This is a genomic window from Blautia sp. An249 (genome assembly GCF_002159835.1).
GTDB classification, from domain to species: Bacteria; Bacillota; Clostridia; order Lachnospirales; family Lachnospiraceae; genus Blautia_A; species Blautia_A avistercoris.
Genome location: NZ_NFJL01000020.1, coordinates 45,650 through 70,491 on the forward strand (window position 1 = coordinate 45,650; position 24,842 = coordinate 70,491).

Consider the following 24,842-nt stretch of genomic DNA (forward strand, 5'->3'; position numbering starts at 1 on the left):
GTATTATAGTATATTATTGATATAGTATAGCATTTTTTTATTTTCGGATCAATGAAAAGGTCACTGCTATTGATAGCTTAAAATGGTAATCTGCAGGTTTTCCCGGCCATTATAAGAGTTTATTCCGGGATAATAGACAATGGAAAGCTGCCTTTTTTCCTTTATCTTTTCTAAAAATGCTTCTCCTTCGCCGAAATAAACCGCCTCTATGGAAAACCCGTTTTCATCCGCCACCTGCATCTTCACCACATTTCGATTCTTCCCAAAAATTCTGGGGTTTAGTACATAAATCCCTTTTTGGGCAAATACAGGCTTGGTATTTCCTTTTCCGAACGGCTCCAGAAGTTCCAGTTGTTCAATTAATTCCCGTGTAATATAAGAAATGGGCATAGGTACATCAATGACCACTTTGGGCTGTAAATCTTCCTCTGTAAGCCTGCAGAGACGGTTTATTTTCTCCCGGAACGGCTCCACATTTTTCTCCTCCAGTGAAAGCCCCGCCGCCATTGGATGTCCTCCGAACTTGGTCAGAAGCTCTTTGCACTCATTTAAAGCCTCAAACATCGAATAGGTTTCTATGGAGCGGCCGCTTCCCTTTACCCCCTGTTCTCCTTTAGTTAAAACAATGGTGGGTTTATGATATTTCTCCCGGATTCTGCCTGCAATAATCCCTGCCAGACTTTCATGGCACTCAGGCAGATAAACCACCAGTACCCTGTCCTTGCTCAGCGAAGTAGTATCAATCTGGCGAATTGCCTCTTCTACCCCTTCCAGGGTCAGAGCCTTGCGGCTCTGGTTCATGGCCATTAAATCTCCGGCCAGCTTTGCCGCTTTTCGGGGGTCTTCTTCCTGCAGAAGTTCCAGGGATCTTCTGGCGGTATCCAGCCTTCCGCTGGCATTGATGCAGGGACCTAAGACAAAGCCGATATGGTATGCGCTTATTTTTTTATCTTCCAGTCCGTTGGCGCGTATCAGAGCCTGCAGGCCTGTGTTTTTCGTATTTCTTAAATATTTCAGACCTTCTTTTACCAGGATCCGGTTTTCCTCTTTTAAATCCATTACATCGCCTACGGTAGCTACGGCCACCAGATCCAGATAATCATACGTTTTCTCCCTGGCAATTCCTCTTTTTTCATAAAGAGCGCATATCAGTTTAAAAGCCACCCCTGCACCGCACAGCAGTTTACAGGGATAGGGGCAGGCCTTCTGTTTCGGATTAATTACTGCGTCTGCCGGAGGAAGTATCTCACGGATTTCTCCGTTTACTTCTTCATAGGGAACCTCGTGATGATCGGTAACAATCACAGTCAGACCTGCATCCTTTGCCATCTGAATTTCCTTTGCCGCTGCAATCCCATTATCGCAGGTTACTATGGTATCTACCCCGTCTGCAATTGCATTTTGAATTAATCCTTCGTGGATTCCGTATCCGTCTGTAATTCTGTCTGGAAGGTAGGTATCCACATCCGCCCCTAATTCTCTCAGCCCTTTCCGCAATATGTACGCAGAGGTAACTCCGTCAATGTCGTAATCTCCTATAATTCTTATTCTGGCATTTTGCTCTATCTTAGCCAAAATCAGTTCTACTGCCTTTTCCATATCTTTCATCAGAAAAGGATTGTTCAGTTGTTCCAGATTTCCATTTAAATATCCGTTAATGTCCTCCTCTGTGATTACATCCCGGTTCCGTATCAGCCTTGCGATAACCGGATCAATAGAAAATTTCTCTCCTATCCCCTGAAAATCTGCTCTTTTCGCCGCTACGACCCATCGTTCTTCTGTCATGATCTGCTCCTCTTCTCTTATTCTAAGATCCAAAAAGAAGACAGGGGCAACTGCCAGACACGCAATTGCCCCTTTTTCTTTTCTATGACTCTTTTTTCACTTCTGCATTTTCTGCCTTCATGGCATTTCTTTTTCTGTTTTTCTTCTTAGGCTGTTTCTGTCCGCTTTTTGCCGGTGCGGCAGCTTTTTCTGTTTTTACGGCAGCGTTTCCTGCGGTAACTGCTGCAGGAGCTCCGTTCTTTTTACGTCCAAGGCCATTTCTCATTACCATCCACAAAGCGCCTGTAATACATACAGATGAGTAAGCGCCGCAGACGATACCTACCATCAGAGGAAGCGCAAATTCCTGAATGGAGGATACACCCAGGAAATACAGAACAAATACCATTACAAAGGTAGTAAAGGATGTATAAATACTCCGTGTAAGGGTCTGTGTAATAGATAAGTTTACAACATTTGCCAAATCTTCCACTTTTCTCTGTCCGTGCAGATTTTCACGGATTCGGTCAAAGATAACAATCGTAGCATTGATAGAATATCCCACGATGGTCAGCATACACGCAATGAATGTATTACCCACAGAAATCCGGGCAATGGCATAAAAGGCCAGTACAACCAATACGTCGTGAAGCAGGGCCAGTACTGCGCTGCTTGCAAAACGAATGTCCTTAAACCGGAGCCAGATATATAACAGCATACAAATGGTTGCCACAATCACGGCTACCACTGCATCCCGTCTCATTTCTGAACTTACGGTAGCGGAAATATTTTCTGAAGAAATCAGACTTTCATCCACATCAAAGTTTTCCACCAACGCCTGGTTTAAAGCGTCTCTCTGCTCTACCGTCAGAGTTTTTGTCTTAATAGCCACCTGGTTGGTGCCTACCACTTTTGTAGGCTGTACATTCTTGTCACCGGTTACTTCTTCTACTACAGGGGTTACCTCGGAGTCAATCTCCTTGATACTCATATCCTTGTTAAAGGTTACATTGGTTGTGGTTCCCCCTGAAAACTCCAGACTGTAATTTAATGCTTTATTATCTCCGGTATTGGCATGAATCAGCATAGCTGCCGGAGCGCATAAAATCAGAATCAGAGAAACTGTAAAGAAAATTTTACGTTTTCCTACAAAGTCAATGCATTTACCTGTTTTCGCACGTCCGTAAAACTTCTCATCTCTTACTCCTACTGCGTAAAGGGCATTGACTACTAATCTGGAAACAACCAAGGCGGTAAACATAGAAATCACAATACCCATTGCCAGGGTATAAGCGAAACCTTTTACCGTACCGGATCCCATCCACATCAGTACAAAAGATGCAATTAAAGTCGTAATATTTCCGTCAAAAATCGCGCTGAAAGCTTTCTGGAATCCTGCTTTAATAGCAGAACGGACAGAGATACCCGCTGCGATTTCTTCTTTAATACGGGCATAGATAATTACATTGGCATCTACGGCCATACCAATACCCAGAACGATACCGGCAATTCCGGGAAGGGTCAGGGTAATATCAAAGGCATTCAGAGAAATCAGCATGATACAGGTATACAAAAGCAGCGCAATGCCGGCTACCACACCGGGAACGCGGTATACAATAATCATGAATACAATAACAATTACCAGTCCGATGGCTGCTGCCAGAAGGCTGGTGGAAATCGCTTCTTCTCCAAGCTGTGCTGCCACAACGCTGGAACGGATTTCTTCCAGTTCCAGGCCCAGAGAGCCGATTCGGATATAGGAAGCCAGCTCCTTTGCTTCTTCCACAGAACCCATTCCGTTGATCTCTGCTTTTCCGCCTGTAATTTCCGCCTGTACAACGGGAGAGCTGATTACTTCCCCGTCATAAATAATAGAAATAGACTGGCCGATATTTTCTTTTGTAGCTTCTGCAAATTTAGTCTTTCCGCTGTCTGTTAAAGTCAGATTTACAACGTATTCTGTATTTCCTGACTGGTTCTGAACAGCTCCTCCCTCAGCGTCGGCTACATCGCTTCCTTCCAGAACCACATTTCCCGCACTGTCCTGGAATTCCAGAGAACCGGGTTTACCCAGGTCTTCCAGAATCTGGTTTGCATCCGTTACCCCGGGAATTTCCACGTTAATGCGGTTATCTCCTTCCTGGTAAACCTGTGCTTCTGTACTGTACTGTTCCACACGTTTCTGCAGTTTATAGATGGTATCAGATACCTCTTCGCTGCTTGGATTTTCTTCCTTGGCCTGGTAAGTAATACTTACACCGCCGGACAAATCCAATCCCGTCTTAATATTTTTTGCCGCCCCGGTTCCTGTGGGGCCGATTCCTACCGCTGCCGTATATCCCAGAAATGCCAGTATCAGCACAGTCAGAACCAGGATGGCAACTCCTCTGTTTTTCTTCATTGTCTTTTCCTTCCCATATCTTTATTCTGCCAATGCGGCTTTTATCATAATCGCGCATTCCACGCGCTTTCTCTGCAGTTTGCAGCCGATTTCATAAGTATCCTGAATCGTTCCATGGAACTTATAAGAGTTCGCCGCACAGCCGCCGCTGCAGTAGAACCGGGCGAAGCAATCTTTGCACGCTTCTTTCGTGTAAACATTACAGCCCTTGAATTCTTCCTGAATCTGAGGTTTTTTTATCCCCTCAAAAACATTTCCCATCAGATACTTCTCTTCCCCTACAAACTGATGGCAGGGATATAAGTCTCCCCAGGGAGTCACTGCCAGATACTCCGTACCGGATCCGCATCCGGAAAGCCGTTTATAAACGCAGGGGCCTCCTGTTAAGTCAATCATAAAATGGAAGAAATTAAAGCCCTCTCCTGCCTTCTCCCGGCGAATCATCTCTTTCGCAAGACGATCATACTCCTCATAAATCACCGGCAGATCTTCTTCCCGCAGAGCGTACTCCTCATTCTCACCGGCAACTACCGGCTCCACGGAAATCTGTTTAAATCCCAAATCGGCCAGATGCAGGACATCCTTTGAAAAATCCAGATTATGTCTTGTGAAAGTGCCTCTGACATAATACTTGTCCTGATTGCGAAGTTCCGCAAATTTCTGAAATTTGGGGATTACCAGATCGTAACTTCCCGCCCCTTTGGGGAATGGACGCATCAAATCGTGGATTTCTTTTCTTCCGTCTACGCTTAAGACCACATTGGCCATTTCTTTATTGGCAAATTCCATGATTTCATCATTTAGCTGTACCCCATTGGTCGTGAGGGTAAAGCGGAACTTTTTGTCATGAATCTTTTCCTGCTCTCTTCCGTATTCTACCAGTTTTTTCACAACTTCCCAGTTCATTAAAGGCTCTCCGCCAAAGAAATCCACCTCCAGATTTCTCCTGTTTCCGGAATTGGCAATCAGAAAGTCCAGAGCCTGACGTCCCACCTCATAGGACATCAGATCCCGTTTTCCGTGGTATTCTCCCTCCTCCGCAAAGCAATAGCGGCATGCCAGATTACAGTCATGGGCAATGTGCAGGCACAGAGCTTTAACAACGGTCTCACGTTTCGCAAATGTCTCTATGGCATTTTCGTAAATGTCTTCTGTGAACAGCATTCCCTGATCGATGAGACACTGGCATTCTTCCAGAGCGCTTCCCACCGCCTCCGAAGAATAGTGTTCCTTTAATTTCCCGGCCGCTTCTTCTTTTGACATACCTTTATCCAGAAGAGCTACCGCATCGTATACCAGATCATCTACTACATGAACGCTTCCGCTGTTTATGTCCAGGACAATGTTATAGCCGTTGTTCTTATACTGATGTATCAGACTCATAATTCTATGTACAGTCCTTTCTGTATTTCTTAACCTAAAATCCAACGGATTTTCCTATTACACAAGAATAAGCAGCGGATTTGACCCCGCTGCTTTGCATTTTTACAGCTACCCTTACTTTTACTTATTCTCGCAGCTCTGATTACCTACTGTACAAGATGTCTTGCACGCAGACTGGCAGGATGTCTGACATTCTCCGCATCCGCCTTTTTTAATAGTATTCTGCAGGTTCTTTGTATTTAATGTTTTAATATGTTCCATAATGGTTCCTCCTTGTATTATCTGTCTATTGTGCATTATACCATAACAGTATGTATTTTTCAAAGTTTTTTTTAGGACAGCATCCCGCCCAGAGTTCCCCCCGCAATACATAAAAACAGCGTGGTAACTGCATGCCTGATTCCCATATCCCACCGGTGTTCCACCAGCCAGGAAACTCCGATAAGCAGGAGAAAATAACAAAGTCCCAGAAGAAGCCCCCACAGGAATTTTTGCTTTTGTACGCTTTTTCCAATTACAAATCCTCCTGTAAAACTGGACAGCACATAAACAATTACAATTCCCGCAGTTACTATCTTTTCTCCCAAATCAAACTGATACAGAAGAAAAGCCAGTAAAAGCAATGCCAGCCCTGTCACAGCATAGGAACATAGTAAAGACTTCAGTGTCGCTTTTAATTTCATACAAAAATCCCTCCCATACACAATATATGGGAGGGTTGTACGTTGTATGCTTACCGTATTCTCTTATTTCTTCTTTGAATCAGAATTCCGGAATACAGAATCACCGGAATCGGAATCAGACAAAGCAGGATGAGCGGAAGTACTGCTGTATTATCTCCCGTTTTAACTGCCGCTGTTTTATTTCCCCCATAGCCGGAAGAGGAGGCGTAGGTTCCGCTTCCGCTGGAATAGGAGTTTCCGGAAGATCCCGAAGCGCCTCCGGAAGAATAAGTATTGGTATAGGAAGAACTGTTTCCTCCTGAACTGCTGTAGTTATTTCCGGAACTCTGGCTGCTCTGTCCGGATGAGCTGCTTCCTGTACCGGAAGAACTCTGTCCCGTCTGAGAAGAAGAAGGTTTCTGGGTAGGAGAGTATCCGTCTTCTGCAATTTCACCGCCTACCAGAGATGTGCTTCCTGCAATTCCAAAGGGACTGAAGGAACTGGTATTAAAAATCATCGTATTCCCGTAAACAGTAGGAATAATCGTCTCAATACTTCCATCGTCCAGTATATGTTCAATGGTGTAATTATAACCTTCTTTTACCGGAACTGTAATACATACAGAATGTCCTTCCGGAATTTCGTATTCTGTGTCATTTAACAAATCCCACAGCTGGAATTCATAAGACTGGAAAACAGATGCATTAGATGCATTGGTAAAGTTATAACCGGAGCCGCTGGAAACACGAAACTGTACATACCAGGGCAGGAAATCACCAGAAACGGTAATTCCGTTGCACGTATGGTTTTCTGCTGCAGCTGACGCCTGATCCTGCAGTTCTGCCTCCGGATCTGCCTCCTGGGAACGGGTGTCTTTTTCAAAGGCCTCCGCAGGAATTTCATTGATTCCCTCCGGCTCTTTCTCAGAGTCTTCTTTCTTGTCAGAAGTTTTATCCTCATCTTTGGAAGATTCTTTCTTTTCTTCTTCCGTATCTTTTATTTCTTCTTTTTCAGTACTGTCCTTATCCTGGCTGTCTTTATCCTCGTTATTTTTATCCTCGCTGTCTGAATCTTTATCTGCGTCCTCTTCCTGTTTGTCCCCTGTTTCAGACTTGTCGGAAGTGGAAGAATCCTCTTTGTAATTATCAGAACTGTCCTCTTTATCCTGGGATTCTCCTTTTGACTCTTCTTTATCCGAATCTTCTGTCTTCTCTTCGCTGTCCTCCTGCTCCGTTTTACCGGAATCCTCGTCTTCTGACTGGCTTTCATCTTTCGAAGAATCCGAACTTTCTTCTGAGTCTGTAGTTTCTTCCTTATTATAATCGTTGTCTTTATCTACATCTGTACTATCGTTCTGCTCATTTTTCTGGCTTTCGTCTCCACTGTCTGTGGGATTATCTGATTCCTGAGGAGGCTGTGTAGGCGCCGCCGTAGGATCAGGAGACACTGGTACCGGCGTTACGCTTACAGAAGGAACCGGTGTCTGACTGGGAACGGTTCCTGCCAGACTTTTTACTGTCACCAATACGGTCCCCGTTACCGTACCCGATGAGCTGTCCCAACCGCTTACCTGTGAGAAATCCGCACTTGCGCCTGCTGTAAATACTACGCTGCAGGCTTCCTGATATTTACTCGGAACATACGTGGGGCTCGCCCAGGAAAGAGTTCCGTAGCTGCTCTGGGGAAGCTGTATATTAGAAAGAGCGGTTGGAGAATTAACGGTCACTCCTGACGGAATCAGAGTCTCTCTGGTAATAACACCCGTCTGATCTGCATGTATCGTCCTGGGCGCCATCCCACCAATCACGCAGAAGGTTAAAACAACTGCTAAAAGTTTCGCCGCTCTTTTACATGATTTTTTCTTTTTTCTTATCATTTAGACTGCACCTCTATATAAAATAAATCAATTGTTGTCTTTTATTCGTCTCTTGTTTCTGAGAACAACTCAAAAAATTTTTGTTTAATTATCTGACTAATATTACGATAATGTATTATAGCACAAATTTCTTTTTTTCGACACCCCCTATTCCATTTTTTTTCATTCTTGTATTCTTCTCCTATTTCCCTTGCTTTTTTTCATAAAATCATGTATATTTTTTTCTGATAACACGAAAAGGAACAAAATTTTAAAGGAGTGAATTTTTTTGGATTCTAGCGTCGCGATTCAGACGTTTGTATTAATTTTATTAATTCTTGGTTCCGCCTATTTTTCATCGGCTGAAACCGCTCTTACCACCACAAGTAAGATTCGCATTCAGGCGCTCATTGAAATGGGGGACAAACGCGCTGTAATATTGGATAAGGTAACTTCCAATTCCGGAAGGATGTTAAGTACCATATTAATTGGTAATAACATTGTCAATATGACCATCTCGTCTCTGGCCACTACGCTGACGATTCGTCTGTTTGGAAATATGTATGTTGGAATTGCTACAGGTATCGCTACCATTCTGGTTCTCATCTTCGGTGAAATCACCCCGAAGACCATGGCGACCGTTCAGGCAGAAAAGATTGCTTTGTCCTATGCCAGAAGCATTTATGCGCTCATGATTGTTCTGACTCCTGTCGCTTTCGTGATTAATAAACTTTCTCAGCTCGTTTTCCGGCTTCTGCGAATTGATTCCAACGCCAAGCCTGCTGCTATGACCGAACATGAGCTGCGTACCATCGTAAATGTCAGCCAGGAAGACGGTGTTATTGAAAACGAAGAAAAACAGATGATTTACAATGTATTTGATTTTGGGAATTCTGAAGCCAAAGATGTTATGATTCCCCGGATTGACATGTGCTTTATCGACATCGACAGTACCTACGACCAGTTAATGGCTGTTTTTAAGGAAGAAATGCACACCCGTTTTCCCGTTTATGAGGGGGATACCGACAACGTAGTTGGTATTATTAATATGAAGGATCTGCTTTTGCTTCCGAAAGACACCAGCTTCTCTATCCGCAATATCCTGAGGGAGCCCTATTTCACATATGAGCATAAAGACACTGCCACTTTAATGGTAGATATGCGGAAAGCCTCTGTGAATCTGGCCATCGTCCTGGATGAATACGGCTCCACGGCCGGACTGATTACCCTGGAAGATCTTCTGGAAGAGATTGTCGGAGAAATCCGGGATGAGTACGACGAAGAGGAAGAAGAAGAACTTCATGAAGTAATTCCAAATGAAGAATATATTTCCCTTGGTTCCACCAAACTGGACGATGTAAACGAAGCCCTAAATATCCATCTGGAATCGGAAGATTACGACTCTATCGGCGGATATATCATCGATCAGTTAGACAGTCTTCCCATTCAGGGACAGTCTGTAACTCTGGAAAACGGAATCCGCCTGGTGGTGGATCAGTTGGAGAAAAACCGGATAGCAAAGGTTCATATCTATCTTCCGAAACCTTCAGAAGAAACGGAAACAGAAGAATAACATCCTTCGCGGAGCGATTTCTATTACCTTAAATAATAAAAGGACGAGTAAAACCTCAACTGGTTTGCCCGTCCTTTTTGTTCTCCTCCCAATCATTTCTCTTTCATCCAAATAGAAAACTGCTGAACTAACCGCCTGATTTCCCCGGCTACCTGTCCGACTCCCGCTTCTGTTTCCATCCAGTTTTCTGAAGTTATTCCATCCGGAAAAACAGGCCGCACTATGATTTCTGTCTCCGGATACGCTTTCTGATAATACATCAGCGCCCTTCTCGTATGATAACTTTTACAGCATAGAATGGCTTTATTTATAACCAGTCTGTTATCGTCAGTCACCTTTCTGGAGAAACAGGCGTTTTCCATCGTATAGGAAGCTTTGTCTTCTCTTAAGATAGCTTCTTCGGGAACCTGATTTTTCACCAGCACATCTTTCAGAAACTCCCATTCTGTCTGATAATCGCCGTCATACTGTTCCCGTTTATCTATCGGTCCCCGGAAAGCTTCTTCGGTAATACTGTGACATCCGCTCGGCAATATGTACGGAGCAGCTCCCCGCTGATACAATCTGGCCGCTTCCTCCGCCATCTGAGGATAACGGTTGCCGGGAACAAAAATTATATCCGCTTTTTCAATGGGATCTTCTACAAAAATAAATTCTGAAATCTGCTGTAAAAATTTCTCGTATTCCATGGCTTACTCCTTCTATTGAGGGCCGCAGTTTCCTGATGCGGCCCTTTTTTTTAAGTGGTAATCAGTGTGGTATAACCCGCGTTTCTTAATTTCTGCTCCATGGCAATGGCATTTCCCAATTGCATAAAAGCTCCTACCTGTACTCTATAAAGTCCGTTATCGTGAAGCAAAAAGGCCGGATAATCCTGATCCAACAGCTCATACAAAAGTTTATCCGCATTTTCTCTGGAACGGAAAGCGCCCACCTGTACCCGGTAATACATGGGCTCCTCCTCTACCGTCTCCATATCTAATGTGCCTAATATTGCATTGGCAATGCCATCCACTATCATATTAAAATTGTTATCAAAAATCTCATTATCTCCTTCTGTATTCAAAAAACCGGCTTCCACTAAAATTGCGGGCATCTTGGTTCTCCGAAGTACGACCAGGCCCGGTCGCTCTTTCACGCCCAGTTCATCAAAACCTGCCTCCCCCAGCGCTCCCAGTATATTCTGAGCCATCTCGTACTTTATTCCGCTTTTATCATATACCAGTACTTCCGCACCTGCATACTGGTTTGCATCCGGGCTGGAATTTCTGTGAAAGGAGATAAAGTAATCCGGCTTTGCCTCATTGGCAATCTGTGCTTTTTCAAAGGGTGTCTGATACACATCTTCTGTTCTGGTGTAAAGCACATCTACGCCGTTGTCCTGGAGCTTTTCCCCAACCGCCAGCGTCAGTTTCAGATTATCATCCTTTTCCTGACGGCCCTGAAAAACAGCACCTGGATCTTCTCCGCCATGTGCCGGGTGTTAATTGCGCAAATTTTTTGCCTTATCGCGCGGAACGCGTTCACGCGTAGCATTAAATTACGATCCCTTTCAGACTGATTAGGGGATATAGAAATATGTGAGATTCGATAACCTTTCCTAAGATTCTACACTGGAAACACTGGAAAATAAAAGCTCTGATTCATTGCCGAAATTATAGGTGATTTTGATCTTGCAGTTTTCGTAGACTGTTATTTCACTTATCATTTCTGCCACAATATCTCTATCCAGTGATTCAATGTCTTTTAATTCCAACAGCCTTTTCAACCACGGTATTTCAAAAACATCTTCTGTCACATTTTCTTTCTTCTGTTCCAGTGTTTCAATCTGTTTAGAGTAAAGTTCTTCTTTTTTTAGATAATCCTCTCGGTAAGAAAGAAATTCTTCTTTGGAAATCAGTCCATCTTTATAATCTTCATATATGGATTTTTTGAGCTTTTTTACACGTTCCAGCTCTGCTTTGATTTTGCCAAGTTCTGTATCGGTAATCTTTTTCACCTTTGGACTTGTGAAACTCTGTGACTGTACCAGTTCTTTCAAATCATCTACACTGTGGACGATTGCTTTTAAATCATTTAATACAATGTCCTCCAAAACAGCCAGCGGTAACGTATGCGGCATACAATACTGTTTGCCATTTCTTTTATATGTTCCGCAATAAAAACTATATGTTTTACTTCCATCTGCACGACGCCACATATTTTTTGCCATTGCTTTGCCACAATCACCGCATTTTACATAACCGGCAAAGATATTTTTATTCGTTTCCAAATCCAGCTTTCTTGTTCTTTTTGACAAGAGGGATTGCGTTTTTTCCCATGTTTCTTTATCTATGATTGGTTCATGGGTATTTTCTACGATTATCCAATCCTCTTTCGGCATTCTCTTCTGCTTACTTCTCATACGCTGGCGCTTTGTTCCCTGTACCATATTCCCCACATACATTTCTCTATGAAGAATACTGTTGATTGTAGAGTAAGACCAATACGCTGTACTCTCCAAACGGTTACAGTTCTTGTATTTTTCACCATTTACCCTTTTGTATTCTGCCGGACAAAGAATACCCTCTGCATTTAACAGTTTTGCAATCTTTTGTTTGCCATAACCTTGTACATATAAGGAAAAGATTCTACGGACAACATCAGCAGCGTACTCATCGATCACTAGCTTATTTTTATTCACAGGAGATTTCTTATAACCATAACTTGTAAATGCCCCTATAAACTCACCAGCCTTTTGTTTTGATTTTACGGTTGCCTGTATTTTTTTTGAAATATCTCTTGCATATTGTTCATTGAAAATGTTTTTAATCGGGAGCAGCATATCATATGCCTGTTTCATACTATCAATACTGTCTGTTACCGAGATAAAACGTACTCCCATTTCTGGAAAGTATCGCTCTAAATATCGTCCAGTATCAATGTAATCTCGCCCGAATCTGGATAAATCCTTTACAACGACACAATTTACCTTCCCATCTTCAATGTCTGCAATCATTCTCTGGAAACTAGGGCGGTTGAAATTCGTTCCTGAATAACCGTCGTCAATGTAAGTATCAAACAATATAAAATCTTCTTTTTCAGCAATATACTCCGTTAAAAGTTTTCTCTGATTTCCAACACTGTCGCTTTCTTCCTTATCACCATCTTCTTTTGATAATCTAATATAGATTGCAACATGAAATAAGCTTAATACCTTTTGAAGTTTCATATATTCGCCTATTCAATTGTTGCCCTATTAAAAATATTATACCACAAAATACGGTACTTTCCCATATCAGACTACCTGTTTTGAACCTCTTTAAGATGAATTCTGATGATACGGATAAGCAATTCTTTCGCTGAAAACTTCGATAAAAATTCTCTTTCCACAGTGTATTGGATTGGCTGTTTCTTTTCCAAACTTTATCGTCCTCCTTGTTTCAGCTATCCATTCTCAACATACGCAAATAGGCTTATCCAATATGCCTATTCTCACTTCATTTTTATCAATCTGACATATAAAAGTCTTCTTTCCGCGAAAAAGCAGCAAACCTTTTAGATTTACTGCTCTCGTATCGTTCTATTCGATTATAAATGTCTGTCCGTATCTCTTGCACCATACATCAATCTTCGTACTTCCATCACATCATCAATGACTACATAATAAATCACATAGTTTCTTACATAAATCCGATAGTAGGGATAGTCCCGCCTTTTTGCAGAGCGATACGGCTCAAAAGCAACAGGATTATTCAATCTTTCCAAAATGGCAGTTTCAACATCATCAATCAGGCGTAAAGCTGCGTCCTCATTTTTCAAAACATTGGTAATGTAATTTGCTGTACTGATTAAATCCTGTTCAAAAAGTGGTAAATACCTAAGCTGATAGGATTTATTTTCCATGTACCGCGCTCCTTACATGACTGAAAACTGTTTCATGGGAAAGTCTTTCTTCTGTTGCTGCTGCCTGTCTGTCAGCTTCGTCAAGTTTCATTTCAACATTATCCGTCAGACTGGCATATTCTTCCAGACTTAGTACGACCATTGCACCATATCCGTTTTTTGTAAGATATACAGGACTTCCGCTGTTGACAATGGATTCAATCTCTGGAAATTTATTTCTGAGGTCAGAAACAGGGCGAATTTGTATCATATTCAAGCACTCCTTTTATATCGTTTATTCTATCTTAATTTTATCAAAATATTATCATAAAGGCAATGCTTTTCAGATTTTCTAATTTCCTTTCTTTCTGTAATATCGTTGCCAGTCTTCCTTGCGCAACTGTGTTCCGCCATGACCTGCATCCAGCATTATTGTATATGGCATGGTTTTCACCTCAGATACTCTTTCTCTCTAGCATATGCAGAAATTTTCTGATTGGTTCTATGCCCATTTAAATGCTGTTAATTAAGAATGCCGTTTTCTTTTAAATACTTCAGAAAAGCTCTGCATCCTTCCTGAACATCCTGATAGGTTGTCTCAAATTCTCCCGTATACCAGGGATCTGCAATATCACGGGAATGTCCCGTAAAGTCCAGAAGTTTGTACACTTTATTTTCCTTATCCCCACCTACCATACGGGTGATATTCTTTATATTGTAACGATCCATTCCTATTAAATAGTCATAGTTCTTATAATCCGCTTTTCGAAGCTGAACTGCCCTGTGATCCCCAAAGGGAATCCCTTTTTCTATTAGTTTTGAACGGGTTCCACGATGAATGGGGTTCCCGATTTCTTCTGTGCTGGTAGCAGCAGAGTCAATGTAGAACGCTTCTGCCTTTCCTTCCTTCGCTACCATATCTTCAAAAACATATTGGGCCATGGGTGAACGACAAATATTCCCATGACACAAAAACAGCACTCGTATCATATTTAAATTCCTCCTAAAATGCCTTATTTCAGTAGTAAAACGTAGTAGAAATGGGGGTGTGTTACTACTGCGACCATTCTATCATAAATCCGACCGTTTGGGGAGTAGTAAGAAAAAGCGCTCCGCCGAAGCAAAGCGCCTTGTGTTTTTTTCATTTTACGTGCCTGTCGTTCATAAAATCATTGAAACAAATCCAAAAACTTCTGCCAAAGGGAGGATTCTTCTTCTGTTGTGTCTTGTACTGTTTCAATCTCTTCCATTTCAATGGCATCCGTCTGAATTACAAATTGAACGGAATCTACGTTTGTATTCTTTTCAGAAACAAAGGATACCGGATCATCCATGTTTCCTCCAATAGATTCCAGAAGATTGTCGATTTCTTCATCCATCTGCTCGTTCATATTGGATGTTTCTGTACGGAATTCACCTGTTCCTTCAGACATTTCCTGTGCCCCATCACACAGGGATACAACTCCATCATACAGTTCTACTGTTCCGCCATATAAGTCATCGGAGCCGGAAACAAGTTCTTTACTTCCCTGGGCGAGAGAGGACACACCATCCAATACCTGGCTGTATCCTGCTGCAATTTGTGCTACTCCATCCGTATAGTTCCCAATGCCAGAATCCAGTTCCTCATAACTATCTACAAGCTGATTAATCCCACCTGCCAGTGCAGAAAGGTTTCCGGTCATATTGCTAAGGTTATCTACAAGCGTACTGATTTCAGTATCAAATGTTTCATATTGTGCGGATAATTCAGAAAGCCCATTTGTCAGAGTCGGCAATTCGGCAGAAATCCCGTTCAGATAACTTTCTGTTCCGCCGATGGCCGCATTATTCGCATTCAGAAGAGCGATCATCTGTTCTGCCGATGCAGTTAGCTGTGATTCATACTGACTCACGATTCCTTCAAGTCCCGGAACACTCCCCAGCTGTCCCAGAAGAGCTTCATATTCTTGAATCATTTCCACCGCACTGGAATTTCCGGCAATCAAGTCATCAATATTCAAACCATTCTGCGCCATCAAGGCCTTATACTGACTATATCCCAGATTTGCCTGCAAAGCGGCTGCACCCTCATTCAAATCACAAATTGCCTGTTTGATTTTTCCAGATGAGGATGCCAGTTCCGTCAAATCTTTATTGGTCACAGAAACAGAATTCACTGCCTTTTGAATCGTTGCTAATGCAGATTTGAATTCTGCAGATCCATTTACCAATGCATCAGACTGAGAATTCAGGCTGTTTACTCCTGACTGTACAGTATTCAATCCATTCTGAAGGGTAAGAACCCCTTCATCCAATGAAGCAATCCCACTATGCAATGATAAAGAGCCGTCTTTCAGACTGGAAGTACCGTCCAACAGTTCCTCTGATCCATCGGAAAGTTCCCTGGCGCCGTCATCCAACTGCTCTACCGCATCAATCAGTTCGCCCACCTTATCTTTTAGTTCTTCATCATCAATATCTACATTTAAGTTAAGGTGGATACCATTGATGGAAACTGCACCCATTTCAAAATCAGTTACATCCGCTGTAATAGCAGTATCAATCCCTTTACCGGGAAGAACCGTGTATGTTAGCTGCTTGCTGCCTCCTACATTGGCAATCGTAGCATCCGGCGCTTCTATATTCCGGCATTGCTCCGTATCCAGTGTAAAAGAAGCCTGTAATGCGCAATCATCAAAAAATGTGCCGGAGCAATCCGGATTTTCTGTAATTTGAAACTGGATTTCCAGTTTGCCATCCTTTCCTGCGATTTCTTCCGGAGAATATTCCGTTCCATCTAAATAATAACGCAGGGAGATATTCCATGGAATTTCTCCTCCCGCCAAATACCCTTGGTAATAAACCTTATCCGCAGAGGAGGAAAGCGTAACAAGGTCTCTCCCCTGCTGAATCGGGTCACTGGTATTCAGTACCTTGACAGAGGTGTAATCCCCATAATCTGTAATCTCACCTCCGGCAAAACTGTTGACTACATATGTGTTTTTCTGTGTACCGTCTGCGCCAAGGGTAATATAGATGACCTCTTCCTTTTCAGAAGGAGAGGAGGCCGCTGTTTCCGCAGCAAAAGCCGGAATAGCAGAACTCATTACAACCACTGCCGCAAGACTTATGGGCCCAACATGTTTTAAAATCTTCATTTCATGATTCCTCCTTTGGCTGTTTATAAAATCTCGTTTTTAAAGTTGTATGCTGGATGACGCTATCCAACAGATATAGCAGACCTGGCAAAACAAACAGGACAATTGCCAAAGACAGCAGACTTCCAATTCCTAAAAACATGCCAAGCTGTACCAAAATCCCGTGATCAGAGATAAAGCCCAGCAAAAATCCAACCACTGCCAGAACTGCTCCCGATGTCATTACAGATGACGTTACGGCAGCGACTGTTTCAGAAATTGCCTTTCTCTTTGGCATGGTATTTCGGAATTCACAGTATCGCTCTGTAAATAAAATAGCATAATCCACGGTAGCTCCTAACTGAATAGAACTAATGAGCAAATAAGAAATATAAAACACCGTAGCGCCTTCAAAATAAGGCAATGCCAAATTGATCCAAACCGCCGTTTCAATGGCCAACACCAAAATCACTGGCAGAGAAATGGATTTCATCGTCAGTAGTAATACCAGAAATACTGCCCCGATTGCGATTAAATTCACTTTTACCGTGTCAGCAGTGATGGTATCCATCAGATCATAAGAGCTGACGCCGCTTCCCGCCAAATAACCAGAATCCGGGTAATAGGTATTCAGCGTATCCCGGATGGTTTCTACCAATTGAAAGGTTTCCTCCCCTTCGTATGCCGCTTCTACCGTGATGACAAACCGACTGTAATTCGGAGAAACAAGCTGCGAAACTGTATCCTCATCTAAATACTCTATAGGAATTTCTGCTCCAACGGTATCCACATAAGAAAGAATACTTTTTACCTGTGGAATGTTATGCAGCGCATCTGACAATTCCTGCTCTGTTGCCAAGTCTCCCCGTGGAACCATAGCTACATAAGTATCGCTTTTTCCATAAAGGTCTTCAATAGCCGCAGTGTCCTGTCCAACTTGAGTTTCCTCCCCATATATATGGGATGATCCATAATAAAACGAGTTCGAATTGGATGCCAGATAACTTGGTACAATCAAAATCAGAAATACCGCTGCGAGTGGGAGCATCGTTCGGTAAATCACTCTTCCCAGCCCCCGGAAACTTGGAAGAAAGCTGCGGTGTTTTGTTTTTTCCATCCACTTATAGGTAAGCAGAAGCAACGCTGGCATAAAGATAAATACAGTGATCAAACTGATTGCCACCCCTTTTGCCAATGCCCTTCCCAGATCTGGTCCAATCTGAAATTGCATAAACATAAGAGCCAGAAATCCAATCACCGTGGTCAGCCCACTGGACAGTATGGAGCTGGTAGATTTACACAAGGCTTCTACCATCGCTTCTTTTGGATCAGAATATTCTTTCCGGCATTCTTCAAATCGATGGATCAGAAATACAGAATAATCCAGTGACACAGCCACCTGCAAAATCATTCCCGCAGCATTGGTTACAAAAGAAATTTCTCCAAAAATCAGATTGCTGCCTGAATTTATAAGTACTGCCACTCCCAGTCCAATCAAAACCAATACTGGCTCGCTCCATGAAGTAGTCGTAAGAATCAGCATAAAAAATACAAACAGTATGGCGATCAAACTGATTTTACGGACCTCGTTTACAGTGCCTGTTGTCGCTGCTGCTGTGGAAACCCCTTCCCCGGTAAGAGCGTTCTCATCTCCTACAATCGCCCTGATTGCATCTACCGCTTCCACATCTTTTCCATCCTCAATCGTAACGGTAAAAAGCGCTGCCTGGTCTTTGTAGTAAATTTCAACCGTATCTGTATCCAGAGTTTCCAGCGGCTGTAAAATATCTGCTGCATCATCCAGCCATGTGACTCCTGCCACACCTTCGCAGTTCTCAATTTGTTCTTTATATTCCAACGCCTCTGGTATCGTGACATCTTTTACCATAACACGGGCATTGGGAATACCGCCTTCAAATTCTTCTTCCATAATATCCAGTGCGATTGTGGATGAGGAGTCCTCCGGAAGATAATCCGTCATGTCATAATTCACCGGAATCATCCCCCGCAAAACAGCGCCGATTATGGCCAAGGCTAAAAAAGTTATCATAATTTTCTTGGGATGATTTACAATGGTCTGATAAAACTTTCTCATAGCGTCTGCTCCTTTGGAGCAGAAACGTAGGAATCCGACACACTGCCAGAAACTTCAAATGTTTCCTGCTCTCCTTTTAGTATGAGCCATAGAGAACTTTTTGTAATCCGCCCGACTGCGTCATATGGAATGGTGCGCATAAGCGTAATCAGCTGTCCGGAAATCCTGCAATTGCCGTCTTCACAAATAGAACCGTCAAAAGGGATCGCTTTTTTCAAAATGGTCAGGATACCATCCACATGATTCTGGTTCACAGTTACATTCATCGATCCATATCTGTTACCAATAGGTGTCTGCATAGTAATATCATATAGGCGATTCCACATTACCTTTTTCCCCTTTCTTTTCAAATACTCCCTCTGTTTGTCTGACCAGTACCGCCAGGGCCTTTGCGGTATGTTCAATTCCCCAGGCAGAACTGTTGATACACAGGTCAAAATTATATGGTTTTCCCCAGCTCCCATCTGCATAGAAATTGTAATAGCTTTTTCTCTGTTTATCCGTTTTACGAATGAGAGAAGTTACCGATTTTTCATCCATACCGGTTAATTGCATTTTTCTGTCTACACGATCATGGAACGGCGCTGTTATAAAAAGGCTGAGTCGTTTGATTCCGGCTCTTTTCAGTACATCATCCGCACAACGTCCCACAAAAACACAATGCTCTTTCTGTGCTGCTTCCAGAATAACGGCACTCTGCATTCGGAACATAGCCTCATTCGCTGTTACACCTCGCAGTTCTTTATTTCCATCATCATAAAAAATGCGATGCAGCCACGGGCTTTCTCTTTTTTCATCAGCATTCTCCAGTGTATCTGGGGAAATATTGCTTTTCTTGACTGCCTCTGTTACCAATTCCTGATCATAAAAGGCATATCCCAGCATCTGTGCCAGTCGTTTTCCTATCTCATGACCGCCGCTTCCAAATTCACGGGCAATACAAACTAACATGATTATCCTCTTCCTTTCTTGTTTATTTCCAGCTTTTTATTCTAGTAATCGGATCAAGAAAGTACAAAGGTCAAACCCCTGTTAAATGGGTAATATAGGACAAATGAGATACAATTGACCGGGAAATGAAAATTGCTTATGATACCGGTCAGGTGTATAATAAACAGAAACACAGAAAAAGAAAGAGTGAAGAATATGACCAACGAAGAAATGTCTTTAAAAACCAAACAGGCCCTGTCAGAAGCGTTAAAAGCATCCATGAGAATAAAAAAACTCTCTAAAATTACGGTAAGCGAATTGATTGCCGCCTGTAATATAAACAGAAAAACCTTTTATTATCATTTTCAGGATATTTATGCTCTTTTAAAATGGATGCTGGAACAGGAAGCAATTGAGATTGTAAAAAATTTTGACCTTCTTGTTAATACCGAAGAAACGATTCGTTTTGTAATGGAATATGCAGAGAAAAATGATTACATCATAAACGGGGCTTTCGACTCTATGGGCTATGAAGAAATCAAACGCTTTTTTCATAATGATCTTTTTTCAATCATTTACAGCGCGATTGATCAAGGAGAAAAAGAACTGGGGGTACAACTGGAACCACAATTTAAAGACTTTTTAGCAGAATTCTATACGGAAGCCTCTGCCGGATTACTTATCGAATGGACTAAGAACAATATTTCTCAGGATAAAGAAACGACTTTAAAAAATCTTTTATCAATCTTTAAGATTACGATTCCCGCAGTTTTAAAGGAGAAAAAAATCACTTAAAACAAAAACATCAGATAAGTAAAATATTTTTATACTTTATGATTTTTATAGCCACAGCAAATCCTCTCGCCCTTCTTCTTTTAGCTGTTTCAGGCAGTATTGCAGCCATTCATCCGGTGTGGGAATATCCCCGGTACAGGGAATCTTCCTCCATTGAGCCCTTTTTTCCAAATCTGGATCGTTCCATCCTTTTTCTATGCGGGCAGAAATAATCGCCCGCATTTCTTCAACCGTGATATTCCTTTCACGAGCCAGCCTCTCAAATAAGTGTTCTTCCTTTTCCAACATCCGCACCTCCTGCCACATAACCTTCCCCTTTTCCTGCCATACTAACTCTATGACCTTTAAGGGAAATATACTATCTACTGATTGTGACTATTATAACACCCTTTTGGGAATTAGAATAGATACAGATAGGCAGGTGATGGCATGGATGCGCAAAAACGCATAAGACAACTCATGGAAGAGCGAAACTGGACGGATTACAGGCTAGCAAAGGAATCCACTCTCTCCCATTCCACGGTCACAAATATGTTCAATCGGAATAACGCTCCGACGCTGCCGACCTTAGAAGCGGTCTGCAAAGCATTTGGTATTACTTTGGCGCAGTTCTTTACGGAAGGGAATAGCTCCGAATTGACAGAAGAACAGCACATCTTATTTGCAAAATGGAGTACTTTAAAAGACGATCAGAAACAGGCGCTGCTTGCACTGATTGACACCAGGAGAAGTTGAAAAGCACATTATTTCCAACCGGACGGAAATAATGTGCTTTTTTCATGCTTTTAACCATTCTGTATCCTCAACCCTCATTTAACAATCCTGTATTCTCAACCTACCCCATATCAATCCTGTGTACTCAACCCTCCGCCCGTTTTTCCCTTCGATATGTTTCCACGGAGTAAGCAAACGAAAAAATCCGGGAATCGAAACCTGTCCTCTGACAAGTCCACACTCCCGGAAATCCCTTGTTTCCTACACTTTTTCAGTTCCTTATTTTTCAGTCCGTGACATCAATACTACGGTCTCAACGGTATTACCTTTTTCCCACAAAACTTTCCGTACCTCCTTGCCGTCACGATATATCGGAAAATTGAACTCTATTGACTTCAAAGGCATTTCCGATTCTCCGTTTGGATATATTTGAATTTCTTTTATAAGATAAGAAATAACGCTTTTCTTTTCTTCATCGCTCATTATAGCATAAAGCTTTCCAAAATTCTTCATTATTTTATAAACATTCTCCAGAGTAATAGCTTCCATCTCAATAGAACTTCTTAGATTTTCCCGACTTTCCTGCGTCCTCATATACAGCTACAATCTCCATTTCCTCTCGGTCTGCAAATCGTTTCAAACTGTTTTTCTGCCCTTCAAGGCTATATCCATCAACCTGCATTTCTGTACTTACTCTTGGATATAAAACACATTTTTTTCCTTCCCTGTTCATTCTGCCACCTCCGATAATTTAGGAAAATGCGATATGTAAGGTTGCGTAAGATTACGCAACACAATCTAAATCCTGCAAAACTGATTTTCCGTATTTTTCTACCATCTGCACCATAGCACCAATAAAGGCGTCAAAGTTTTTTCTTTCATCAGTTACACTATCTGACTGTTGTTCTGCATTTTCCAATATTTTTGCATTTTCCCTCTGAATACCTCCGCAAAAGCAAAGCGGCTGTACACTCTAAATTATAGAGATACAGCCGTCCTTTGGCGAATGTGCAAATTCACTCGCACATTCATATTTACACATTTCTATCCACTCTTTTTTCAAGCGAAACACTGATAGCCAGAGCTGTATCAACAGCAGGAAGAAAACGCCCGTCAAGAGTTCCTAAATACTCTTGCAGGCGTTTTTTATCAATCGTGCGGATTTGTTCAAGCAAGATAATCGAGCCTTTATCAAGCCCCTCAAAATCATTGATTATTGTGTGTGTCGGCAGTTTCGCTTTCGTCTGCACACGGCTTGTGATCGCCGCTACAATAACCGTCGGGCTGTGCTTGTTCCCTATATCATTAGAAATGATAAGTACAGGTCGTGTACCACCTTGCTCCGAGCCGATGACGGGATTTAGATTTGCGTAGTAAATGTCGCCACGCTTAATAATTCTATCCATAGTGTTTGACCTCCCATTTGGATTTAGGCAGGAGTATCCTGCCTATGTAGCAGCTAGACACAAGGAAGTATTTAAGGTCGGGAGAGCATAAAACAAGGCTCTGTATTTAACGAAACGGCAAAACTGTGCATAAACCTCATAAGACACTTCCGCTTCTCGGAAGATACCTTGTCCATCTACAAAGGCTACAAAGTAGCGTTTTTGACCATTCATTTCCTCAATGCGAATGGTATATGGGTTTGTGTTGTCGAACACTTTTGCTTTCCTCCAATCTGAATTTTTTTGAAAAATCCAGATTGTGAGGTGGGGAGCGACAGCCCACGCCAAAAGCAGGCTTGTCCTGTAACTCAACAAAAATCGACAAAAGAAAATCCGCAAAGGCTGTCAAGCCAATGCGGATATAGGTGTTTTTATTTCTATTATGTAGATATTTTACATCTGTTTTAGGGGTGTAAGAGTACCTCGCAAAAGCAAGAATTTTTTTAACAGATTATCCTCGTCAATTCGTGTTATGTAGATAACTGCTGCTTCTGATAAGCAGCGGAGTGGCGGCATCAGACCAACACAAAAAAATCCCTCCAAACTCAAAACAGAGAATGGGGGGATTTCATATTATAGGCGTGACAAAGCTGCCCACCAACCTCTGTTTTTTTTATTTGGTGGGCTACCTTATCTGTAACCTCGTTTTAAAACGGATTTTTAATCTATTTTTTCTTTTCTACATTTATTAACTTGTTTGTCCAACCTCGATAAAATACTTCTTCATGCGATACCAATAATACCGTACCATCAAACTCTGAAAGTGCAGTCTTTAATGCCTCCTTTGCCAGTATGTCAAGATGATTTGTAGGTTCGTCCATAATAAGAAAATTGCATGGTTTCAGCATCAGCAAGCAAACTTTAACTTTTGCTTGTTCACCGCCACTTAAAGTACCAATTTCTTGCATCGCATGTTTGCTTGAAATACCACAACCTGCAAGACGTTTTCTTATATCTTTTATAACAAGTGATGGATAAGCGTCTGAAACGATTTGTATCGGTGTCCTTGTGGTATCTGTCCAAGATAAATCTTGTTCAAAATACCCGATCTTTACCTGCTCCGAAAAATGAAAATTTCCTCCTAATAATGGAATTTGATTTATAAGAGTTTTAAGTAAAGTTGATTTTCCGATACCATTAAACCCTGTAATGACAACCTTTTCTCCTCCTTTTATAGAAAAATTAACATCTGATAAAACAGGATAATGGTAACCAACATCCAAATGCTGCACCCTTAAATGCTCTGTGGATGTTAGCGGAACTGTGGGAAATCGAAAAATGGGTTTGATTTCTTTTTGTTCAATCGCTTCCATTTTCTCCATTCTGTCAAGCTGTTTCTGCCTGCCACGAGCCATTTTTGATTTTCTTCCTGCTATATTTTTACGGATAAATTCCTCTGTCTTTTTTATTGTTTTTTGCTGCGCCGCATACTGTCTGATATAGTCTTCCCGAAGCAATGTCTTTTTTCTTTTAAACTCTGAATAAGACCCAAAATATTTTGAGATTTTTTCATTATCAATATCACAAATTCTTGTAGATATTTTTTCTAAAAAGTCATAATCATGAGAAACTACCATGAACGCATTTTGTAAACCAGAAAGATATTCTGCAAGCCATATAACATGTTCTCTATCTAAAAAATTTGTTGGTTCATCTAATAGTAAAACGTCAGACTGTTCCAATAATAATTTTGCTAATATAACCTTTGCCCTCTGTCCACCACTCATCTGTTCTATTGGTCTATCTAAGCCGACCGCCATTAAACCTAGACCTGTTGCCACTTGTTCTATTTTTGTATCAATCAAATAAAAGTCGTTACGTTCTAATTCTTCTTGATACTTTGCAGCTGTATTTAATTTAAACTTATTTCCATCTACGGATTGGCTATACAATTCATTCATCTGTTTTTCTATTTCGTATAATTCAGAAAATGCAGACTGCAAAAACACTTTCATGGTCGTATGCTTATCAATCTGAGCATACTGGTCAAGATACCCTAGTTTTGTGTTTGGCTGCCATACAATTCTTCCGCAATCTGGAATAAGTTGTCCTGTGCAAAATTTTATCAATGTACTTTTTCCTGCACCATTTTGTCCAACAATCCCGATATGTTCTCCTTTATTCAGTGAAAGCGCTGTATCTTTAAACAAATAATTATCACCAAAAGAATGAATATTCCGGACGTGATTTCTCACTGAGACCGGACCTTGGTTCCAACCGTTCCGGGATGAAGTTTCAATC

At 41.7% G+C, this 24,842-nt stretch carries 24 protein-coding genes and 2 pseudogenes; 3 read left to right on the forward strand and 23 right to left on the reverse strand.

Annotation, left to right across the window (positions count from 1 at the left end; translation table 11 throughout):
• Positions 1-66 precede the first annotated feature (66 nt).
• From recJ to B5F53_RS15815, 6 genes are all read right to left on the reverse strand, one after another.
• Positions 67-1,785, reverse strand: coding sequence for a single-stranded-DNA-specific exonuclease RecJ (gene recJ, locus B5F53_RS15790; protein WP_087225299.1), 1,719 nt, complete (start codon positions 1,783-1,785; stop codon positions 67-69).
• Between the two features lie 82 nt (positions 1,786-1,867).
• Positions 1,868-4,165: a protein translocase subunit SecD gene (gene secD, locus B5F53_RS15795; RefSeq protein ID WP_087225302.1), complete on the reverse strand. Its 2,298-nt coding sequence runs from the start codon at positions 4,163-4,165 to the stop codon at positions 1,868-1,870.
• Positions 4,166-4,186: 21 nt separating this feature from the next.
• Positions 4,187-5,542, reverse strand: a complete 1,356-nt coding sequence (gene scfB / locus B5F53_RS15800; protein WP_087225362.1) for a thioether cross-link-forming SCIFF peptide maturase — start codon at positions 5,540-5,542, stop codon at positions 4,187-4,189.
• 126 nt (positions 5,543-5,668) lie between these two features.
• Positions 5,669-5,809 (reverse strand): six-cysteine ranthipeptide SCIFF, encoded by a 141-nt coding sequence (gene scfA / locus B5F53_RS15805; RefSeq protein WP_087225305.1) that lies wholly within the window; start codon positions 5,807-5,809, stop codon positions 5,669-5,671.
• A 71-nt stretch (positions 5,810-5,880) separates the two neighbouring features.
• Entirely contained in the window at positions 5,881-6,231 is a 351-nt protein-coding gene (locus B5F53_RS15810) for a TIGR04086 family membrane protein (RefSeq protein ID WP_087225308.1), read from the reverse strand.
• A 50-nt stretch (positions 6,232-6,281) separates the two neighbouring features.
• A complete protein-coding gene (locus B5F53_RS15815; RefSeq protein WP_087225311.1) occupies positions 6,282-8,087 on the reverse strand; it encodes a hypothetical protein in 1,806 nt (601 codons plus the stop codon).
• A gap of 268 nt (positions 8,088-8,355) precedes the next feature.
• On the opposite strand from B5F53_RS15815, the gene B5F53_RS15820 reads away from it, so the two are divergent.
• Entirely contained in the window at positions 8,356-9,639 is a 1,284-nt protein-coding gene (locus tag B5F53_RS15820; protein WP_087225314.1) for an HlyC/CorC family transporter, read from the forward strand.
• Between the two features lie 92 nt (positions 9,640-9,731).
• Here B5F53_RS15820 and B5F53_RS15825 read toward each other — a convergent pair whose 3' ends face one another.
• From B5F53_RS15825 to B5F53_RS15870, 10 genes and pseudogenes are all read right to left on the reverse strand, one after another.
• Positions 9,732-10,328, reverse strand: a complete 597-nt coding sequence (locus B5F53_RS15825; protein WP_087225317.1) for a YdcF family protein — start codon at positions 10,326-10,328, stop codon at positions 9,732-9,734.
• Positions 10,329-10,378: 50 nt separating this feature from the next.
• Positions 10,379-11,113 (reverse strand): annotated as a pseudogene (locus B5F53_RS20880) (N-acetylmuramoyl-L-alanine amidase); the annotation flags it as partial.
• A gap of 126 nt (positions 11,114-11,239) precedes the next feature.
• Positions 11,240-12,850, reverse strand: a complete 1,611-nt coding sequence (locus B5F53_RS15835) for a recombinase family protein (RefSeq protein WP_087225320.1) — start codon at positions 12,848-12,850, stop codon at positions 11,240-11,242.
• Between the two features lie 359 nt (positions 12,851-13,209).
• Positions 13,210-13,524 carry a type II toxin-antitoxin system RelE/ParE family toxin gene (locus tag B5F53_RS15840; protein ID WP_087225323.1) on the reverse strand — a complete coding sequence of 105 codons (315 nt, stop codon included), beginning with the start codon at positions 13,522-13,524 and terminating at the stop codon, positions 13,210-13,212.
• Positions 13,514-13,774, reverse strand: coding sequence for a type II toxin-antitoxin system Phd/YefM family antitoxin (locus B5F53_RS15845; protein WP_087225326.1), 261 nt, complete (start codon positions 13,772-13,774; stop codon positions 13,514-13,516). The genes B5F53_RS15840 and B5F53_RS15845 overlap by 11 nt, the downstream gene beginning before the upstream one ends.
• Positions 13,775-14,025: 251 nt before the next feature.
• Entirely contained in the window at positions 14,026-14,493 is a 468-nt protein-coding gene (locus B5F53_RS15850; protein WP_087225329.1) for a low molecular weight protein-tyrosine-phosphatase, read from the reverse strand.
• A 179-nt stretch (positions 14,494-14,672) separates the two neighbouring features.
• Complete coding sequence (locus B5F53_RS15855; protein WP_087225332.1) at positions 14,673-16,643, reverse strand: hypothetical protein; 1,971 nt, start codon at positions 16,641-16,643, stop codon at positions 14,673-14,675.
• 1 nt (position 16,644) lies between these two features.
• Positions 16,645-18,717 carry an efflux RND transporter permease subunit gene (locus tag B5F53_RS15860; protein WP_087225335.1) on the reverse strand — a complete coding sequence of 691 codons (2,073 nt, stop codon included), beginning with the start codon at positions 18,715-18,717 and terminating at the stop codon, positions 16,645-16,647.
• Positions 18,714-19,043: a hypothetical protein gene (locus tag B5F53_RS15865; protein WP_087225338.1), complete on the reverse strand. Its 330-nt coding sequence runs from the start codon at positions 19,041-19,043 to the stop codon at positions 18,714-18,716. The genes B5F53_RS15860 and B5F53_RS15865 overlap by 4 nt, the downstream gene beginning before the upstream one ends.
• On the reverse strand, positions 19,024-19,668 hold the full coding sequence (locus B5F53_RS15870) for a cytidylate kinase-like family protein (protein WP_087225341.1): 645 nt from the start codon (positions 19,666-19,668) through the stop codon (positions 19,024-19,026). Before B5F53_RS15870 ends, B5F53_RS15865 begins: the two co-directional genes overlap by 20 nt.
• Before the next feature lie 195 nt (positions 19,669-19,863).
• On the opposite strand from B5F53_RS15870, the gene B5F53_RS15875 reads away from it, so the two are divergent.
• The gene (locus B5F53_RS15875; RefSeq protein ID WP_087225364.1) at positions 19,864-20,442 is read left to right on the forward strand and encodes a TetR/AcrR family transcriptional regulator C-terminal domain-containing protein; all 579 of its coding nucleotides are present in this window, start codon (positions 19,864-19,866) and stop codon (positions 20,440-20,442) included.
• Between the two features lie 45 nt (positions 20,443-20,487).
• On the opposite strand, the gene B5F53_RS15880 is transcribed toward B5F53_RS15875, so the two are convergent.
• Complete coding sequence (locus B5F53_RS15880) at positions 20,488-20,730, reverse strand: hypothetical protein (RefSeq protein ID WP_242970350.1); 243 nt, start codon at positions 20,728-20,730, stop codon at positions 20,488-20,490.
• A 141-nt stretch (positions 20,731-20,871) separates the two neighbouring features.
• On the opposite strand from B5F53_RS15880, the gene B5F53_RS15885 reads away from it, so the two are divergent.
• Positions 20,872-21,177 (forward strand): helix-turn-helix domain-containing protein, encoded by a 306-nt coding sequence (locus B5F53_RS15885; RefSeq protein WP_242970351.1) that lies wholly within the window; start codon positions 20,872-20,874, stop codon positions 21,175-21,177.
• A 258-nt stretch (positions 21,178-21,435) separates the two neighbouring features.
• On the opposite strand, the gene B5F53_RS15890 is transcribed toward B5F53_RS15885, so the two are convergent.
• The 6 genes and pseudogenes from B5F53_RS15890 to B5F53_RS15905 all read right to left on the reverse strand — a co-directional run bounded on the left by B5F53_RS15890 (position 21,436) and on the right by B5F53_RS15905 (position 24,796).
• Positions 21,436-21,705, reverse strand: coding sequence for a hypothetical protein (locus tag B5F53_RS15890; RefSeq protein ID WP_242970352.1), 270 nt, complete (start codon positions 21,703-21,705; stop codon positions 21,436-21,438).
• Positions 21,706-21,721: 16 nt separating this feature from the next.
• Positions 21,722-21,889 (reverse strand): annotated as a pseudogene (locus tag B5F53_RS19970) (recombinase family protein); the annotation flags it as partial.
• Between the two features lie 51 nt (positions 21,890-21,940).
• Positions 21,941-22,075, reverse strand: a complete 135-nt coding sequence (locus B5F53_RS20595) for a hypothetical protein (protein WP_275532210.1) — start codon at positions 22,073-22,075, stop codon at positions 21,941-21,943.
• Between the two features lie 115 nt (positions 22,076-22,190).
• Complete coding sequence (locus tag B5F53_RS15895; RefSeq protein WP_087225347.1) at positions 22,191-22,562, reverse strand: type II toxin-antitoxin system PemK/MazF family toxin; 372 nt, start codon at positions 22,560-22,562, stop codon at positions 22,191-22,193.
• A 42-nt stretch (positions 22,563-22,604) separates the two neighbouring features.
• Positions 22,605-22,817, reverse strand: coding sequence for a hypothetical protein (locus tag B5F53_RS15900; RefSeq protein ID WP_140398260.1), 213 nt, complete (start codon positions 22,815-22,817; stop codon positions 22,605-22,607).
• A gap of 449 nt (positions 22,818-23,266) precedes the next feature.
• Positions 23,267-24,796, reverse strand: coding sequence for an ABC-F family ATP-binding cassette domain-containing protein (locus B5F53_RS15905; RefSeq protein ID WP_087225370.1), 1,530 nt, complete (start codon positions 24,794-24,796; stop codon positions 23,267-23,269).
• Between the last annotated feature and the right edge of the window lie 46 nt (positions 24,797-24,842).